A 17,720-nucleotide genomic window follows, 5' to 3' on the forward strand; every position below is an offset into this window, starting at 1 on the left:
TTAAATTCCTATCTTAATGGACTTTACGGCCTGTTTAGCTTTTAAATATTAAATAATTCCAAAATTTTTTAAGAGAGTTTAATTGGCTGTTGCGAGAAATTTTAATTCACTTATTGTTGAGATGACGCTAATTATTAAAGAAATTCAACAAACAAAATTCCTATTTACTAATTAAAAAATTTGAAGTAGAAGTCATCCATGTATGACACTTTAGTTTATCTATTTATATTGATAGTGATTAGCTTACTTATCATCTTAGTCATTCTACCGCAACTCTCTCTACTATCAACAAATAAAAGCAACACGCTTTTCGAAACTCAAAAACCGAGAGGGTTGAGTTATCAGTTAATGTATATAACGGGATTCTTAGTCGTTTTATAACTTAATTTAGGAATTGTTTTGGTGGTTTTAGAAAACAATTAAACAATCTACTTATAATCTTAGATTAAAATATTTTATTCTCTCTTTTAGAGATTATTTTATAAACAAGTACCAAGAAAACTTTTGTTTTTCTGAAATTTTATTTTTTTGACTCATTTTTCTATCAAATTTGAATTTCATAAATAGCGTAGTGAAATGGTTAAGATTGTATATTTCTAACACATAGAATAACTTATGAACTATAATCAAATCTACCCAGCGCTTTTAAGGTTAAATTAAGTTACAATATTTAAAATTTTGCTCATGATGAAACATTTTCGTTAAAAGGAATTAATTTATGGATGAGGGGACCAAGAATGAAAAATGAAATACTTAAACGAACTAAAGAGATTATATTATCCGATGGACAAAAAGCGATATTAATCCAAAACAAAGATACAACGTTTAATAATATCTTAATCGTTGAATTGAATGGGATTTTACGAGTGATTGATAAAGAAACGAAAACGCTCGCACAAACTTTAGGAGAGACACAAAATAAGCATGCTTATTATGTTAAAAAAAAACTTAAATAGGAATCCGGCTACTGTTTCTCAAAAAGATATTTAGACATCAATTCACTCCTATAGTTAGAATTCCCACATGTTGTCCTGTACGAGTCCTTTATCCAACAATTTAGCAGCTTCCTTTGATTAGTGTTTAGAACCTCCACTAGTTTCCTTAAACTAGTGACTTTTTTATGCAAAAAAAAGCACTCCTCTGAGCGACTTTTCATGAAATGATTGACAATCTTGTCAACCTCTCCTCTTCTTAATAATTGAAAAGTAGAAACAAATTAAACTATCAATCATGGAGACGTTCGACCGTTTCTCTTTACAGTATTTTGATTTTATGGTTCCTGCTGGACTCGAAACAGCAGTGCCCCCGTTATGAGCGGGGGACTTTACCCCACCAAGCATAATAACCAACAACACTTATCAATAAGCATGGGCTTTGTCATTGATTATCACTAGTAATACTTTTATAAGTCTACCAAATTTATTATACATTATTACATGAAAAATAAAAAAAGTCAGCAAATGCTGACGCTCAAGTTTAATAATACTAATTATATCATATTTTAAAATTACTATTTATTTAAGCTAGAATTGTTAAACTTATGAAGCCCTCCTGAAAACATAAAATTATGATTTATTTTTAACCAAAGAATGTTTGTGACACATTTTTCACTAGTTTACAAAATTCTAGTGATTTTTTTGTAAAAAAATCACTCCGAAGAGGAGATAAATAATTATGAGAGTAAATATTCTTCGATCAAAGTCCAATAATATGGAACACAAAAGATTCTTTTAAAATTGGGAAATAAGAATTATTTATGATAGTTTTGGGTCTGATTATTATTATAGAATAACCCAAATCTTTACAAATAGAAAGGCTATGATAGTACATCCCCAAATTAGATTAATTAAAATAAAGCTCCTAGCTTTGGACAACGGAGCTTTAATAACAAAACACTAATTATAATTTAGTGCCTAAGGAGAGTAAGGGATTCGAACCCTTGCATCAATCTCTTGATCTAATGATTTAGCAAACCATCCTCTTAAACCTCTTGAGTAACTCCCCTAATATAAATCTACTATGCCAATGTGATTCGAACTCACACACGCTATTACACACCTGACAGTTCCCAAGACCTTACCTTTCAGCCAAACTTGGGTAATCCTCCACTTCATTACTGCTATACTATAACATATTGTTTTTAAAATAACAATTATAAATTATTAAGTAACAAATAAATTACACTCATTGATATAGAAAAATTTTAACTAATTAAAAATGTCTTGTTTTGAATACCTTCACAGATTTAACATTTTATATGTGCTACAATAATGCTTTCAAAAAAATTAAAGAAGTTTAACAAACAGGTATCCTTAACATTAATTCAAATACTTAAAAAGTATCATTAATGTCTTACACTCGAAAAACATACTCTATGAGTTCTTATAAGCTAGTAAGTTTTTTAGTATTTTATTTAGCCTTTTATTTCTATTCAAAGCTAATTTAAGCTTATATTTGTAGTAAATATTGTAATTTCTTTACAACGTTTGAAATAATAAAAATTTTGTTTTATAATATAGACTATGAAAAAAAAATACATCCCTTTTGTTTCTTTTTTAGCCTTTAACGCGGCGGTAGTATCTTTTACATTCGCTCATTCTAATGTTGTTCATGCAGGAATGATTAACATCGCTACAGAAACAATGACCCAAACAGAGAATCCTCAAAACTATAATAACGCAACTGTAGAAGACAATTCATTGGATCGACCAATTTTACTTGATACTTTCACATCAGATGCTTATTCTTATAAGCAATGTACCTGGTGGGTATATAATAGAGCAAAAGAATTTGGTATAAACTATGGGGAAACCATGGGAAATGGTGGAGATTGGCAATTCAATCCTAACTATACAGTAACAACTACTCCCCAACTTCATACCGCGGTCAGTTTCAGCCCAGGACAAATTGTTGGGGGACAATGGCAAGCAGATCTTACCTACGGTCATGTAGCATTTGTGGAAGCAATTCATCCTGATGGCTCTATTTTGATCTCCCAATCTGGCCTTGGGTTCAGTGAAGTAATTAATTATCAAGAGATCTCCAGTTCTGATGCCCAGCAACTTCACTACGTGATTGGAAAACAATAATTTTATATAAAAAAAATCCGCTACAGATTCCAAATCAGAGCGGATTTTTTTATTTATTTAATTCTACTTAGTATCATATTACTCGTTCTTGGAGCTATACTATAAAAGTAGACACAAAAACGAAAGGACTTTTATGTCAGGATTTAAACGTAACGCTGAGGATTTTAAACAATCTCTCGTCAACCTCTACCAAACAGGTAAAACTCAAGCCGAACTCTGTAAAGATTATGGCCTCTCCGCTTCAGCACTCGCAAAATGGATTAAGCAGTACTGTCAAGTTCATCTTGAAAATAATACCGTATTGACTACCAGACAGATTCAAGAATTTCAAAAATGTAGTGCTCAACTTAAAGACGAAAATCTTATCTTCAAAAAAGCGAGTGTCATATTCATGAAAAACTCCAAGTGAGACTAAAAACCGCCTATCGACTTCAATTTGAATACATGACAGTTATGCTCTGTAGTGTTTACATTTCAATCGTCCAACCCACTATCATTTCATTAATAAGAAAGCTTCTAAGCGTGAAATAGAGAATCAACGCTTGAGAAAATTACTCCTTGAAATTTATATGAAAGCTAAGAAAAAAATTGGAACGAGAGCATTTAAAATCATTCTTCTGCGTGATTAGGGCATCAATATTTTTGAAGGGCATATCTTACGACTTCTCAAATCTATGACGCACCCTAATGTGTCAATGATCAAGCCTCGGATTAAATCAAATAAAACTCCTGAATTTTCTTCTGATAATTTGCTTAAGTAAAGATTTAATCCGAAGTCTCCAAATCAAGTTTGGACAATTGATTTCACTTATATTTCTAAACGGCCTAGACGACAGGTTTATCTCTGGACTATTATTGAACTCTACTTTAAAAAATGTATTGCTTGGAAAGCAAATGATAAGATTGATGCTCAACTCGCTTGTTACGCCCTAGAGACTGCTATAAATAAGAGAAAACCTAAAGAACAAATCATTTTTCATTCAGATCAAGAGAGTCAATTTAAATTAGCTTCATTTAGAAAGAGATTAGATGGGCACCAGTTGCTTGCTTCTTACTCCAAACCTGGTTCCCCTTATGATAATGCCGTAACTGAGGTCTTTTTCAAGTACCTTAAACAGCGAGAAATTAATCGGAGAACTCATCACTCAATTCATAAGTTCAATTATCCTGCTTCGAATACATTGAACAATTTTATAATAACTATAATCCTCATTCCGCAAACAATGGATTAACTCCGAATCAGAAAGAAGAAAATTATTTTAAAAAAAGATAGCTCATTTTGTGTCTAAATATTTGAACAAACTTTTTCATACCCACAAGGCGGACAAGGTGAAACAATTATCACTCTTTCAACTTTCATAACACTTCTTGATAAAAAAATTTGTATTTTCCGTCATAATCTTAAACGAGCTTTATAAGAACTATTTAAATTTAAGTTCACCATATTTTCATCAGTAACATCAACTTCAGGTTTTACTTCAACAGGATAGCTATTACTGCATAACAACTCATGAATTTCATCATCGGAGAAAAAAATTTAACATTCTTAATCGTTTTTTCAAGTGGAAATTTTTTATTTCGCAAACAATACCTCCAAGAGTCAACCGGAATACTAACTTGATTAACTGCACAAAATTTTGTCATGCTCATATTCTTTTTTTCACAAAAATCTGTAATTTTAGTCCAAAAGTATTCTGGTGTCATAATGAATTTCCTCCGTTTCTTATAATTTAACTTTATCATCGAAAAAATCTGACATAAAACAACTTCATTTTAAGACCATGGCCCAACCATTGGTATATCTACATTTATTGAGTTCGTATCACTATCACTAATCAATGAAGTTTGTAATAATTGAAGGTCGCTCGTTAACTCTTTTTCATTAAATTTTTGATTAGAAAACCGTTCCTGTAAGAAATGTCCAGGTTGAGACTTACTATTTTCTTTTAGTTGAATAAGACTCTTACCAGCCAGGCTAACCCTAATTTCTGTATCAAGTGCTGCTAACCAGAACCGATTCATTTGAGAGACAAAATATCCCTTAGGATTTTTTATGGGTTGATCTTTTCTTTCCGCCTCTTTTATTGCAAAATGATACTTGATGAGTTCATTTTCCAAATCCTCTGCCCAAAACTCTCCCATGAGCTGTGGGGTTTCTGACAATTGAGGGATAACTTTCAACAGAAAATTATACCTTTGCTCAATTTTCTTTTTTGTTCTGAAGAGAATATCTTGATAATCTTTTGCATTCTCCCCAATCCTTGAAAGTTCCACAACTGTTCTAGGGGTTAAAAAAGAATGATTTGAACCTTGAATAAAATAATCTTGAGTAGTCAGTCCTTTTTCGTATCGATTACTATCATTATTATTTGTTATATTTGTTTGGTTATATATGGTTAATGCTGCTGCCATTTTGACAGCATCGGAGCCGTCATTTTGACAGCATGACTGTTCATGGGCGTTCTCAGATTTTTCCGCTTCTAAACTCTTGCTATCACTCATGCTGTCATTTTGACAGCCAAGAGAGTTTCCGAAAGTTTCTTGTTCAAGTTGATAAAGAATTTTTTTTAACGGTTTCGTTGATTTCATCGTTAATGATTGCTTCATTAAAATCTTTGTAGTTCATAACAAGTTGTTCGGCTCTTGTTTTTGCTTGAGCTTTTGCGTCGGAATTGAACGCTTTTTTCATTCGTTGGTACTCTGACAATGTTGAACCTTCAACTTTTGGGTTAAAATCTAACCATTTTTTGAGTTCCCAAGTGATGCGCGTAACAATGACTGCATGCCATTTTTTTACAAATTGTTCTGAATAATACCGATCTAGTGCTTCATAATCTAAGGAATACCAGAGCGTTTTATCTTTAGAAATTTTATTTTTATCGTCTCGCTTGAGTACAATTTTCGCTTGTACAAGGGACTTAATCACTCTTGTGAAAGTCGATTCAGAAAAGTGATAAAACTCCTCTAGCCACGAAGGAACGAGTTGATTACGACTTGATTTAAGTGTTTTGAAGATATACATTCTTTGTTCATCTTCCACCCACCCTCTAACAGGCTCTCCATTAGCCAGCTGGGTTTGTAACTTTTGTTGGATCCAAAAATCTAAACGATTAATGAACATGTACTGCTCCGGTGAAAAAACGAGCAGTAACCGTTCATCTAATTGGAAAAAATGCTTCTGATTACGAAGCACTTCACTCGCCGAATATCGGGGAGTAGGGACATTATCGGTTGACATAATTTTTCCCTTCTATTTTTGATATAATATTTATTAAAGGAGTTTTTAGAACAGATGAATATTAATGATGAAGCACTAAATGCAGCTTTAGCTTTAACCAAAGGACAGCTAGCGCACTTTTTAGAACAAATGGTAAAACACCACCATTATCAGTATGCATACATTGAACTAAAGGATAATTTTGAAGCTCACTTTGAAGAGTTAAAACGTTTAGCTAACAATCACAAAGAAATAGAATTTCCTCAAATTTCCATGTTAATAAACAATTTTCAGCTTTTTCATGATCAACTCGCAATTTATGCTCAGTCGACTGATGGCCTTGAAAAAAATGACCAACTTTTGAAACTCTGTCAAATTGCGGCTGATCATTTTAACATCACTATTCCTGAAACTTACATCCTGGATTTAAAATCGGAACTATTGTAGTGTTCCGTTTTTTTATTAAATAAATTACTACTTTTTTTATACTCTAAATTTTTCCCATGCGTCGCTCCATTCTTTAAGAGTCAACCCTCGAACATAAATTCTCTTTCTTTTGTCAAAGTAACCAACACTTTCCTGATTGATCCATAGCTGATCTTCTTTTGGTTCAAAACTCGCTTCTTCATAGAAACTCACCATTACCTCATGTTTAGTTTGATGGGTCACAATGGATAACTCATTAAAGATATAATTGGCTGTTTTTTTATCGATTACCATATTCCTTCTCCCTCCAGATGATATAAGGCGATGATTTCGTCTACTTTATAATCACGATCAATTAAGTCATCATGAATACATGAAACGCCTTTTTTACTGACAATTTTCCTTAGACCAAATGAACCTAAAACAAAATCATTATGGCTTTCATATTCTAAGAAATATTTTTTTAATCGTAGTCGCTTTCGTTGAGCAATAATGTCTAATAAATAAACAAAAACCTTTGTAAAACATAATCCCTCGCTCTCTCTAAAATCAGTTGGGCGATAACTTAACTCCTTCTGTCCTGTTTTCTTCAAAGCTTTGGGGAAACGAACCAGTCGTTTGTCTTTATTTTTGTTTTTATTAAATTCTTCTTGTGCTTTCGCATAGCCAAATAAGTCATTCACATCATATTCAGGTAAACCATCTACCTCTGACCAGTCATTATACGTAGGAATACATGGAATATAATCTAAGAGTTGATTAAGTTCCAATTCAATGTCGTTGGCTAATTTCTTAAAAGACAGCCGAGCATTGCGGGGAGAAGGTGTGGCTAAAGCATTCAAGATTCGATAGCCAATAATTAATCGCTCAATTGTAGTCTCATCTACTTCTATTTTAAGGAGCTTTTCAAGGCGCCCCTCGTCTTCTTCTTCATAAAAATATAAAAATAATGCTTCATTCACTTGAGACCAAAAATGTAAACAATAAGGATTAACCGGATAGTAGGTTAATAATTCAAGATTCCAAGCTGCTTCAGTATATTCCGTGTAAGAATACCCAAGATTCGATAAATAAACTCCGTCTAATTTTTCTTTATTTTCCAAGGTAATATCCTCAAATTTTTTAATTTTTAGCAAGAAGGGGAACCCTATGCTAATTAATAAATTCCCCTAAATGGCTTACTGCTCCAAGTTTGAAGTAACCTTCAACATTTGAAGTTTCTGGGTGTTTTAGAATTTCAATAAAGTTTTGTTGCTCAGTGAATTGGTCCGGTACAACATAACTATTTTGTAACTCATTTTTAAGCTGTTCAAAATCAATGATGTAAGTTCCACCACCTGTCAAAAAGATTTTATCGAGATTAATTCCATCACTTTCAGCACTTAAGTCTTCTTCAAAGAATGTTTTTTCCATTTCTTTAGCTACTTTAGTGGTATAAAGTGCTTTGGCCTCTAGGACCTTGTCCGTCAAATCAATCGGAGACATGCCTTTTTGGTTAATAATGTATTTCCCGTCCTCATTTGGATTTCTTAGCATGAGGTCAACTTGACTTGAACTTACAGAGTACTCTTTAATAATGTGATTAAAAAGCCGATGGGCTCCATTTTTACTATCAGGTTTTGCGGTAGAAAGATTAAAATTTAAACCATCCACGATATCCGATAAAATGGTTCCGCCTCCGATATCCATAATTCCATATCGAATATTCATGAACTCAGAAAAGTTTTCTCTCAATTCAGTTAAATGATGGTCTGTCCATCGATAGGAGTTGTCTACGACTGTCCCTATATATTGAGGATAAAATTTCACTTCCGCAATTTCAAAACTGATGGGCACATCATCCACATAGATGGTATGACGCCCTTTAAAGAGTTTTCGTAAAGTAGGTAAGATTTCTTTTGTTTCATCTTGAAAATCTTTTGAAGGGAGCCCAGTAACTAAGTCAAGTATTGGATTTCTAATCTCTAATTCTTTAACCACTCGTGCAATCGAAAATAGAGCAATCATTTGGAACGTTTTACCTTGGTAACGTTTCAGCTTAAAGCCAATTGAACGTTCCCAATGATTCACATTTGATTTTCCCCAAGAGGCAAGTGTTTCACCAAAATAGTAGGCTTTTTCTTCTTTATCTAGTCTTAATCGATAAAGGGATGGAATATTATCTGGTTCTCCTCCCAAGTATAGAGTGGGGCCATATTTGTTTTCTAACAGTGCACTTGGCATCACAATAAGTCCTGTTTTTTTAGATTTAACCTTAACTTGGTTATTCCCTAAATCCAAAGCAATAAGTGTTTTTTTGATATTAATTCCCATTTTTATTCCTAATAATCCTTTTATTTTTATAATTGACTCATATTAATTTTCTTTAGCTATACCTTGCCTGATTAGCTTTTTTAATAATTAAATTTGTGTAAATCTTCCAATAGATAGAATAGCGAACCGCCTCTATTTATTGGTGTTAAACCTTGTTTATTCCATGCTTTTAGCGTATTTGGAGAAATTCCCAAGTCTTTTATTAATTTTGCTTGTCTTATTTCTCCAGTTTTTGACTCCATTTTGAGAAGCTTTTTTTGTATCTCTAAGCTTTCATTTAATATTTGACTAATTTCTACAACTATTCCACGCGCAGCCATTGCCGTTAACGAATCAGTTTGAGCAGTCATCATCTTCTCCTTCTATGCTTCAACTATAGTTCCCAGATGATTAAATCTCCCCAGGCCTCTTGAAAAGCTTCTTTTAAGCTAAAAACTCGCTTAATGATTTCACCTGTTAGTTTATTAACAATTAAATAAAGTACTTCCATTATTCACTTCCTCTTTTTAACCCAATAAATTAAGTTTTCGGATTGCTTCTCTAGTATTAAAGGAGGGTTGCCATGATTTGGTATAAGTAAGAGCTTCATCAAATTGACTCAATGGAGTCGCATCATAACGTGGAACCTCAAAATTCTCTTTGAAATCTCTCCCAAATTCTGAAAAGACTTTTCGACTTAACTTTTGATAGGCCTTTTTATCTTTACCTCCTAGATAGTGAACAATATGTCCATTTCTCACGTGTGAGAGGATAGCAGCATTTGTGGCAGGAAGTCCAAAACGTTCAGATAAGTCTTCTACTTTCTCTTTCACGTCTCCAATTTCTTGATGCATATTTCCATATCCAGAGGCAATCGTTGCAATTTTTTCATCTAACGACATTGGTAGGTTTTGTTCTTTGAGTTGTTGTTCCATTTTGTTAAATCGATTGACATATCTAAACGTAAATTGAGTTCCTTTAACTCCAGTCATACGATTCCCATAGACTTCACAGCCCTCTTTTGTAACTAGAAAACATGGTAATTTTTTATTTTGCATGGAGCGATATTTACTTTCCTCAAAAAAGTCTTTAATATCAATGCTTTCAGAGGAGAAGGGAAAATTCCCCATTCCTAAATCCTCAATTATTTGACGAATATCTTTTAAAACTTCATTGTGTGCTCTACCTACCATTTCGGCAACTTCTATGAAAGTTAATACTTGTTTATTTTGATTCATAATCCTCTCATTTCAATTGATAAGCTTTAATCACCCGACGTTTTTGTTGCGAAATATCAACTTTTTTAGCAAAAAAATATGAAATGTCAAAAAGTTTTTTTTCATCTAAATTTGTTGCTAAAACAATCTTAGAAATTAGTTCTCCGTTCAACTTAGAAGGACATCTTCTTAATCTATATAATTGATATTCCTCTAATCCAGACCTACTGGCGATTGCCTTATATGTCATACCTGTTGATTTAAGTAATTCGTCAAAGGGTTTATATGTCTTTTTTTTCACGAATACTCCTTTCTATACCTCCAAAATATTACGTTGATTAACATTTTTTCAACTTTATGAATTCATTATAAACAAAAAGTTACATAAAATCAACAATAAAGTTGATAAAACACAACTCGTTTCATTTACTTTTCAAAGCAATTATTATATACTTTTAGTATGGAAAAAATCACATTTGCCGAAAGAATTAAAGAGGCACGAAAAAATGCAAAATTGACCCAACAACAGTTAGCCGATATTGTGGGAAGAACAAAGTCAGCTGTTTCGCGTTGGGAAAGCGGAGAAAATACTCCACAACTTTTTGATTTAGTTAAAATTGAAAATGCTGTAGGTGTACCTGGTAAAGTTCTGATGTATGGTACAGATGAACTAAAGCCCTCTCCTATATCTGATATCAATCACATTATTTCTCAACTTGATTCTGAATATCAAATAGAAGTTCTAAAATTTTCTAAGATGCAACTTAATATTCAAAAGGCACGTGCTAAAAGAAAAATAAAAATAAAAATGGTTGATAGTAATTCTGATAAACAAGAAAAAGATGCTCCTATTAAACTTTACCCAATCAAAGCAAAAGAACATGTTGCTCTTGCAGCTGGAAATGGATATAGTTATAACGATAATGGGGAGTATTCAACATACTATACTTTGCGTAATGATTTTCCTTGTTTTGATGAGGCTGTTCCAGTAGAGGGACAATCGATGGAACCCAGAGTTAACGATGGAGATATTGCCTTAATCAAAACAAATTATTCTAAGATAAATGGGCAGATTTATGCTTTTGATTATGATGGTAAAAGTTATATTAAATACCTATATTTTTATAATGATAAGATTATTGTAAAATCAGAAAATGATAATTTTAATGATTGGGAAATTAGTTTTGAAGAATTAACTTATGACAACTATTTATATTTTAATATTGTTGGTGAAGTTGTTGATTGGTTCACGCCAGTTCTAGTTTAAAGAATTTATGGAGCAGCACTAATTGAATCAAATAAATTTTCCCTTAAGAACTAGTAAAGGTCTATTATCAGATAATAAGGAATTGATCACCTATTTTACTAATCTATCCATTCAAGAATTAATTACCGAACTTGATTACTCCAGAACCTCAAAAAACTACGATTTAGAATTAATTGTTATGAATGAGTACTATCGTAAACAGGCTATCAAAAATCTTAACTAAAAGATAAAGCGCGTGATCACGCGCAAGATATTTTAATAAAATTCATACTAACTTTCTTTAGCTATACCTTGCCTAATAATAGAACAGGAAATAAAATATGAAAATTACTAAAATAGAGAAAAAAGACGGTACTTTCGTGTACCGTACTAATGTTTATTTAGGTGTAGATAGTCTTACCGGTAAGCAAGTTAGAACAACAGCAACTGCTAAAACTCGTAAAATGTGTGAAATGAAAGCCAATCAAGCTATAAATAATTTTATCAAAAATGGTAAAACTGTTGCTAGAAAAAAAGTGATTTTCGACAATTTTAATTCACTTGCATTAAGTTGGTTTGAAAGTTACAAATTGACGGTAAAAATAAATACAGTCAGAGTTGCAAACAATTTTCTTCAAGTTTATATTTTGCCAACGCTTGGAAAATATAAGGTAGAAAATATTACAACTATATTGTTGCAGAGTATTATTAATCAATGGGCTAAAAATGCTAATATTACCACTATAAAGAATGGCAAAAGAGAAAAAGGAAAATGTAAAGACTTTAAAATACTACTAAATATGATAAAAAGAATCTTGGATTATGCTATACAGCTCGGTGTTATTACTTTTAACCCTGCTACCCAAGTTTTGCCACCAAAGTTGAAAGACCGTAGACCTACAACAATTAAATACTTTGATAAAGATGAATTAAAAAAATTTTTAGATTATCTTGACTCATTGGAGTATACTGATGAAAATGTATTAAATAGTACTTTATACCAGTTTTTACTAGCGACAGGTTTAAGAATTGGGGAAGCATTGGCATTGAATTGGTCAGACATAAACATAAAAGATCAAACTGTCACTATTAATAAAACAATTATTCAATCAGCATCAAGTAAAACTAGGATACAAATCGGTGCAAAAACCAAGGAAAGCAACCGAACTGTTTCTCTAGATAAAACAACTATCAGTGTATTATTAAAATGGAAAAATATCCAAGAAAATAAGATTATATCACTTTCAGATAGATTGGTATTTTCTTATAACGAAATACTTAAAACATACCCAAGTTCCGCTTCAATTTTAAAAAAACATTTTAAAGCAGCTGGAGTCCATGATATTGGCTTTCATGGCTTCAGACATACTCATGCTAGTCTTCTTATGAACAATGATGTAAATCCTAAGGAAATACAAATGAGGTTAGGTCATGCAGATTATTCTATAACAATGAATTTGTACAGTCACCTTGCCAAGGACAAAAAGAAAGAAACAGCTGAAAAGTTTGCTAATATACTTAGAGCATTATAATTTAATGATTTTTCAGTAAAACGTAACTAAAAGCGTAACTAATAAATATTAAAATCGTCAAAATCCCTTATTAGCGCTACATCTACGGTACTTCTTTTTTCACAGACATATTATAGCACAAGTTCTCCCTTACTATTTGCTCATTATGATTATAAATAACAGAAAAACTACTGACCAGTCTGTCAGTAGTTTTCTTAACATTAATGGAAGAAATGACTCTTGCTTCCGATTTCGGAAATCTTCTTCGTTTTATCTTCAAAGTGTGGGAAGAGAAAGGCACCTATTGCAACAAACACAATTGATACTGCTACAAGGATAATTATCGCAAACCAAGCATTTGGCCAGTAAATTCCTCCCGCTGATTCTCGTAAAAGGTTGACAGCATGAGTAAATGGTAAATAAGGATTAATGGCTTGGAAGAATTTTCCAGAAACTTGGATTGGATAGTTCCCACCACCACCAGAAATGGAAAGAACCAGGATGATAATCGCTATTCCTTTACCTACATTGCCAAACAGTGCGACCAGAACATAAACCATTATCATAAAGGCTATGGATATTAGTAAGGCAAAGAGAACACTGTAGAATGGATCTCTTACATCTACTCCTAAACCAAAATAATTTCCAAGCGTTACAATCAAGGCTTGAGCAAGTCCAATGGCTACGAAACTTCCCATTCGAGCAAAGAATTGTTCACGTTTAGAATAACGTTTTTTATCTTTATCTGATAAGTGAACCTCCGTTGTTGCCAAACTTGAAAGTAAGACTGCACCGACCCACAGACAAAGCGCAGTATAGAAAGGTGTACTTGCTGAACCATTGTTGGCAATCGGGTAGATTTGATTTTCTTGGACTTCAACTGGTTGTGTCAGGAAGTCACTTTCTTTGGTCGCATCTAATTTTAGGAGTTTGACGATTTCACCTAAGTCAACTTCTTTTTCACCTTTTTGAATGGCTGCGGCTGCTTTTTGAATTCCTGATTTGATTTCAGGCCAATCATTTTGGATTAAATCATTGGCTTGATTCAAAGCAGACTCAACATCAGGCATTTTATCATTTGCCATTGTTAAGGTATCTGTCAAATCTTTACGAACACCAGCATAATCATTTTTAAAGAAATCAGAAGCTGTCCCTAACTTAGTTTTAAGAGTAGGAAACTCATTTTTATAGAGATTAGCTCCCTCATTGATTGCATTAACAATCGTTGTCATATTACCATTTAACATCACATTTGCATCATGAATTTCTTGTTTAATGGCTGGCATTTCGCCTTGATATTTTTCTAAAATGGTAATAGCATTAGAAACTGTTTGACTTGTTGAATTTAGTAAGGCATCAAAGTCGATTTGTTGAGCTTGATTTAATAAACCTTTAGCATTTGTTATGGTATTAATCAAAGTTGTTAGAGCTTGATTAATAGTTGAATTAATTTCATCTACATTGATTTGACTTGCTATATTAGAAATATTAGTAACGACATCATCTAATTTATCTAAATAATTTTCTACATCAGATACACTAGCATTTTGAACGAGATCATTAAGATGATTCATTCTATTACTGAGGTCTCCCAATAATGAATCTAATGTGCTTAGGTTTTTAATAGCTGAATCTAAATCATGATTCCCATTACTTGCTTCGATTTTCTTAAGATAGTCAATTGTTGTTTCAATTGAAGCTCTTTGTTGAGCGATTTTAGTAACAAAATTAGTAATTAGAACATTAATCTGATTTTTTTCTTCGGGGCTAAGTTGATTATCTTCTAATGCTTTTTTTATCGTGTTGATAACTGTCGAAGTATCATCTGAAAAGCCCTTAATAGATTCTAAAGCAACCTTAGAACTACTTGTAATTGCTGGTAATGCTGTTTGTAATTTCGTAGCCGCATCCAAGGTTATAGTCCCCAAACTATCAGCATCTTGTCCCAATTTTTTAATGTCTGGCATTGATTTTTGGACTTGATTGATAATTTGTAAACCTTGTTTGGCTTCTTGAATGCCTTGAGTCATGGTACTTTCTACTGACGCAAAGTCATCATCAATCATCGAGATTTGTTTCCCAGCATTTTGAATCTCAGGTATTTTCTCTTGAAGGGTCAAAACGAGTGAAAAACTTTTATCAATTTCTGGCATTTTATCATTTAATTTAATGACCTTTTGACCTAAAGCATCTACTTCTGGTAAATAAGTGATAAATTCATTAGCTTTTGCCAGTTTTTCTTTAATTTCTGGCATTTTTCCATGAAGGTCAACAACTTGTTGAGTGTATTTATCAATGGTTCCTAAATTATCATTAGTTGATAAAATCGCTGATTTAACCTTCTGAATACTTACCATGTTTTTATCAATATCGTAACCAATTGTATTGAAGGTTTTTAAAAGGGTACTACTTGCCGTTTTGATAAACTCTTCAGAAATTTGCGATTGTAGAGAAGAGGCTCCTTTTGATGTTATTTTGGGAGCGATGGCATTGATTTTTTCGTTAATTGAATAAACAATTTGTGGTTTTTTAATATCTCCCGTGGTGAAACTTAAGAGATCCTTTGAAAAATCCTTTGGTAAATAGATCCCAGCATAGTATTTCCCAGATTTCACACCTTTATCTAAATCTGCTTTGGAATCAACAAATTTCCAGCCTAATTGGTGATTTTTCTTTAAATTTTTCAGTACTTCATCACCAATATTGATGGTTTTATCTTGAAAACTTGCAGATTTATCTGCACTATAGACCGCAATTGGTAGTTGCGAAGTATTGGCATAGGGGTCCCACAGGGCTTTAATATTAAACCAAGCATATAAAGAGGGGATTATCATTAGGGCGACAATTAAAAAAGTCGCCACGGGATTTTTAAATATTCGCTTCCAGTCTAGGGCAAACAACTTCCATGTATTTTTAATACTTTTCACTTCTTATCCTCATCATTCTTATCTCACTTGTAACTTTTTAAATTTCTTAAATATCATCGAGGCTTTTTCATACTTCATGACTGCGGATTTAAAAATTACGCAATACACGATTTTATCATATTTCATAAAAAAGTTCTAGCACTGCTTCCTTTTAATGGACACTTGCTTAACTATTGTAAATTTTTCTTGCTAGATAAAAATCTTAAATCAAAGAAATGTTTTGTTTGATAAAAAAAGGAGGAAAGCCCCCCTTTTTAATTATTCATTTGTTAAATCTTCACCGTTGCTTGCAATAACTTTCTTGTACCAGTTAAATGATTTCTTAGGCGTCCGTTTCAAACTTCCTTTACCATAATCGTCTCGGTCGACATAGATGAATCCATAACGTTTGCTCATCTCACCCGTTCCTGCTGATACTAAGTCGATACATCCCCAAGAAGTATAACCTAATAGTTCAACGCCATCAAGTTCAACTGCTTTCTTCATTTCTTTGATGTGTGCAGCCATATAATCAATTCGATAATCATCAGCTACAAATCCATTTTCATCAGGTTTATCTACTGCTCCTAAACCATTTTCTACAATAAATAATGGTTTTTGATAGCGATCATAAATAGAATTCATTGTGATTCTTAAACCAAGTGGGTCAATTTGCCAACCCCATTCACTGGCCTCTAAATAAGGATTTTTTACAGATTCAAAGATATTTCCAGCTGATTTATCTGCATCCTCATCCTTGACTTTAGCGACTCGACTTGCATAGTAACTAAATGAAATAAAGTCAACTGTGTTTTCAGCAAGGATTTCTAAGTCGCCTTTTTCAATCGGAAGTGTAATTTCTTCACGCTCTAATCTCTTTAAAAGGTAGTTTGGATATTTTCCACGAGATTGAACATCAATGAAAAAGAGATTATCATGATTTTGTTTTTGAGCTTCAAAAACATTTTCTGGATTACAATCAAATGGATAGTAATCTCCAGCAGCTAACATGCAGCCTATCTTATTTTCTGGGTCAACTTCATGTCCAATTTTTGTTGCTAAAGCCGATGCTAATAGTTCATGATGAGCGGCTAAGTATTTGGCTTGTTCTTTATTTTCTCCTTCTTCAAAAACAAGTCCTGCTCCCATAAATGGAGCATGGAGGAGCATATTAATTTCATTAAATGTCAACCAATAGCGAACTAATCCTTTATAACGAGTAAAAATTGCTCGCGCTAAATTTTCATAGAAACCAACCATTTTTCGATTACGCCAGCCACCGTATTCTTTAATTAAGTGGACAGGGCAATCAAAGTGAGTAATGGTTACTAAGGGTTCAATTCCTAAACGTTGGCATTCTCTAAAAATATCTTCATAAAATTGCAAGCCTTCTTCATTTGGCTCTTGTTCGTCACCTTTTGGAAAAATTCTTGTCCAAGCAATAGACATTCGATAGGTTTTAAATCCCATTTCAGCAAAAAGTGCGAGGTCTTCTTTCCAATGATGATACATATCAATCGCTTCTTTTGCTGGATAAAAATGGTCTTCATCGAATTCAAGGTGCTTCATTTCCCCTGTAATAATTGGAAAACGGTCTTTTCCGTGTGGAACAAGGTCGACATTGGCAAGCCCACGTCCTCCCTGATTATAGCCGCCTTCACATTGATTAGCTGCAGTTGCTCCGCCCCAGAGAAAATCTTTACTAAATGGCATAATAGATGACACTCCTTTTTTATTCTTTTTTTCATTTTAACATTTTTTTATGACATTTGATAGCGATTTCATCTATTTTTTGAAGCGCTTTCTATAATTTTAT

Annotated in this window: 15 protein-coding genes, 1 tRNA gene and 2 pseudogenes; 6 read left to right on the forward strand and 12 right to left on the reverse strand. The window is 32.7% G+C overall.

What is annotated here, in order from left to right; all coding sequences use genetic code 11:
- Nucleotides 1-722 precede the first annotated feature (722 nt).
- Complete coding sequence (locus IAE51_RS10730) at nucleotides 723-956, forward strand: hypothetical protein (RefSeq protein WP_200095382.1); 234 nt, start codon at nucleotides 723-725, stop codon at nucleotides 954-956.
- Between the two features lie 960 nt (nucleotides 957-1,916).
- Here the strand turns inward: IAE51_RS10730 and IAE51_RS10735 are convergent.
- Nucleotides 1,917-2,004: transfer RNA gene (locus IAE51_RS10735), tRNA-Ser, on the reverse strand.
- A gap of 692 nt (nucleotides 2,005-2,696) precedes the next feature.
- Here IAE51_RS10735 and IAE51_RS10740 point away from each other — a divergent pair.
- Nucleotides 2,697-3,089: pseudogene (locus IAE51_RS10740) on the forward strand (CHAP domain-containing protein); the annotation flags it as partial.
- A gap of 133 nt (nucleotides 3,090-3,222) precedes the next feature.
- Nucleotides 3,223-4,378: pseudogene (locus IAE51_RS10745) on the forward strand (IS3 family transposase).
- A 184-nt stretch (nucleotides 4,379-4,562) separates the two neighbouring features.
- Here the strand turns inward: IAE51_RS10745 and IAE51_RS10750 are convergent.
- From IAE51_RS10750 to IAE51_RS10760, 3 genes are all read right to left on the reverse strand, one after another.
- Nucleotides 4,563-4,793: a hypothetical protein gene (locus IAE51_RS10750; protein WP_200095386.1), complete on the reverse strand. Its 231-nt coding sequence runs from the start codon at nucleotides 4,791-4,793 to the stop codon at nucleotides 4,563-4,565.
- Between the two features lie 69 nt (nucleotides 4,794-4,862).
- Nucleotides 4,863-5,678, reverse strand: a complete 816-nt coding sequence (locus IAE51_RS10755; protein ID WP_200095387.1) for a hypothetical protein — start codon at nucleotides 5,676-5,678, stop codon at nucleotides 4,863-4,865.
- On the reverse strand, nucleotides 5,635-6,327 hold the full coding sequence (locus IAE51_RS10760; RefSeq protein WP_200095388.1) for a hypothetical protein: 693 nt from the start codon (nucleotides 6,325-6,327) through the stop codon (nucleotides 5,635-5,637). Before IAE51_RS10760 ends, IAE51_RS10755 begins: the two co-directional genes overlap by 44 nt.
- A 54-nt stretch (nucleotides 6,328-6,381) precedes the next feature.
- On the opposite strand from IAE51_RS10760, the gene IAE51_RS10765 reads away from it, so the two are divergent.
- A complete protein-coding gene (locus IAE51_RS10765; RefSeq protein WP_200095389.1) occupies nucleotides 6,382-6,753 on the forward strand; it encodes a hypothetical protein in 372 nt (123 codons plus the stop codon).
- Nucleotides 6,754-6,789: 36 nt separating this feature from the next.
- Here IAE51_RS10765 and IAE51_RS10770 read toward each other — a convergent pair whose 3' ends face one another.
- The 6 genes from IAE51_RS10770 to IAE51_RS10795 form a co-directional block, all read right to left on the reverse strand.
- Nucleotides 6,790-7,026 carry a hypothetical protein gene (locus IAE51_RS10770; protein WP_200095390.1) on the reverse strand — a complete coding sequence of 79 codons (237 nt, stop codon included), beginning with the start codon at nucleotides 7,024-7,026 and terminating at the stop codon, nucleotides 6,790-6,792.
- Nucleotides 7,020-7,835, reverse strand: a complete 816-nt coding sequence (locus IAE51_RS10775; protein ID WP_200095391.1) for a hypothetical protein — start codon at nucleotides 7,833-7,835, stop codon at nucleotides 7,020-7,022. Before IAE51_RS10775 ends, IAE51_RS10770 begins: the two co-directional genes overlap by 7 nt.
- 49 nt (nucleotides 7,836-7,884) lie before the next feature.
- A complete protein-coding gene (locus IAE51_RS10780) occupies nucleotides 7,885-9,045 on the reverse strand; it encodes a ParM/StbA family protein (RefSeq protein WP_200095392.1) in 1,161 nt (386 codons plus the stop codon).
- A gap of 80 nt (nucleotides 9,046-9,125) precedes the next feature.
- Nucleotides 9,126-9,395: a transcriptional regulator gene (locus IAE51_RS10785; protein WP_200095394.1), complete on the reverse strand. Its 270-nt coding sequence runs from the start codon at nucleotides 9,393-9,395 to the stop codon at nucleotides 9,126-9,128.
- 156 nt (nucleotides 9,396-9,551) lie between these two features.
- Entirely contained in the window at nucleotides 9,552-10,262 is a 711-nt protein-coding gene (locus IAE51_RS10790) for a Rha family transcriptional regulator (protein ID WP_200095396.1), read from the reverse strand.
- A gap of 7 nt (nucleotides 10,263-10,269) precedes the next feature.
- On the reverse strand, nucleotides 10,270-10,542 hold the full coding sequence (locus IAE51_RS10795) for an XRE family transcriptional regulator (RefSeq protein WP_370524373.1): 273 nt from the start codon (nucleotides 10,540-10,542) through the stop codon (nucleotides 10,270-10,272).
- Between the two features lie 159 nt (nucleotides 10,543-10,701).
- Between IAE51_RS10795 and IAE51_RS10800 the strand changes: the two genes are divergently transcribed.
- Nucleotides 10,702-11,508 (forward strand): XRE family transcriptional regulator, encoded by an 807-nt coding sequence (locus tag IAE51_RS10800; RefSeq protein WP_200095398.1) that lies wholly within the window; start codon nucleotides 10,702-10,704, stop codon nucleotides 11,506-11,508.
- A gap of 320 nt (nucleotides 11,509-11,828) precedes the next feature.
- Nucleotides 11,829-13,019: a site-specific integrase gene (locus tag IAE51_RS10805; protein WP_200095401.1), complete on the forward strand. Its 1,191-nt coding sequence runs from the start codon at nucleotides 11,829-11,831 to the stop codon at nucleotides 13,017-13,019.
- Between the two features lie 200 nt (nucleotides 13,020-13,219).
- On the opposite strand, the gene IAE51_RS10810 is transcribed toward IAE51_RS10805, so the two are convergent.
- Nucleotides 13,220-15,925, reverse strand: coding sequence for a YhgE/Pip domain-containing protein (locus IAE51_RS10810; protein ID WP_200095402.1), 2,706 nt, complete (start codon nucleotides 15,923-15,925; stop codon nucleotides 13,220-13,222).
- Nucleotides 15,926-16,183: 258 nt separating this feature from the next.
- On the reverse strand, nucleotides 16,184-17,617 hold the full coding sequence (locus IAE51_RS10815; protein ID WP_021722126.1) for a 6-phospho-beta-glucosidase: 1,434 nt from the start codon (nucleotides 17,615-17,617) through the stop codon (nucleotides 16,184-16,186).
- Nucleotides 17,618-17,720 lie beyond the last annotated feature (103 nt).

It is taken from the genome of Lactococcus sp. S64 (assembly GCF_016516525.1).
Lineage (GTDB): Bacteria > Bacillota > Bacilli > Lactobacillales > Streptococcaceae > Lactococcus > Lactococcus lactis.

Coding starts and splice junctions, on each gene's coding strand:
- IAE51_RS10790 (WP_200095396.1), bottom strand. CDS start 10,262: ATGAATCAAAATAAACAAGTATTAACTTTCATAGAAGTTGCCGAAATG.
- IAE51_RS10770 (WP_200095390.1), bottom strand. CDS start 7,026: ATGGTAATCGATAAAAAAACAGCCAATTATATCTTTAATGAGTTATCC.
- IAE51_RS10760 (WP_200095388.1), bottom strand. CDS start 6,327: ATGTCAACCGATAATGTCCCTACTCCCCGATATTCGGCGAGTGAAGTG.
- IAE51_RS10800 (WP_200095398.1), top strand. CDS start 10,702: ATGGAAAAAATCACATTTGCCGAAAGAATTAAAGAGGCACGAAAAAAT.
- IAE51_RS10815 (WP_021722126.1), bottom strand. CDS start 17,617: ATGCCATTTAGTAAAGATTTTCTCTGGGGCGGAGCAACTGCAGCTAAT.
- IAE51_RS10765 (WP_200095389.1), top strand. CDS start 6,382: ATGAATATTAATGATGAAGCACTAAATGCAGCTTTAGCTTTAACCAAA.
- IAE51_RS10750 (WP_200095386.1), bottom strand. CDS start 4,793: ATGACACCAGAATACTTTTGGACTAAAATTACAGATTTTTGTGAAAAA.
- IAE51_RS10780 (WP_200095392.1), bottom strand. CDS start 9,045: ATGGGAATTAATATCAAAAAAACACTTATTGCTTTGGATTTAGGGAAT.
- IAE51_RS10805 (WP_200095401.1), top strand. CDS start 11,829: ATGAAAATTACTAAAATAGAGAAAAAAGACGGTACTTTCGTGTACCGT.
- IAE51_RS10755 (WP_200095387.1), bottom strand. CDS start 5,678: ATGAAATCAACGAAACCGTTAAAAAAAATTCTTTATCAACTTGAACAA.
- IAE51_RS10730 (WP_200095382.1), top strand. CDS start 723: ATGAGGGGACCAAGAATGAAAAATGAAATACTTAAACGAACTAAAGAG.
- IAE51_RS10785 (WP_200095394.1), bottom strand. CDS start 9,395: ATGACTGCTCAAACTGATTCGTTAACGGCAATGGCTGCGCGTGGAATA.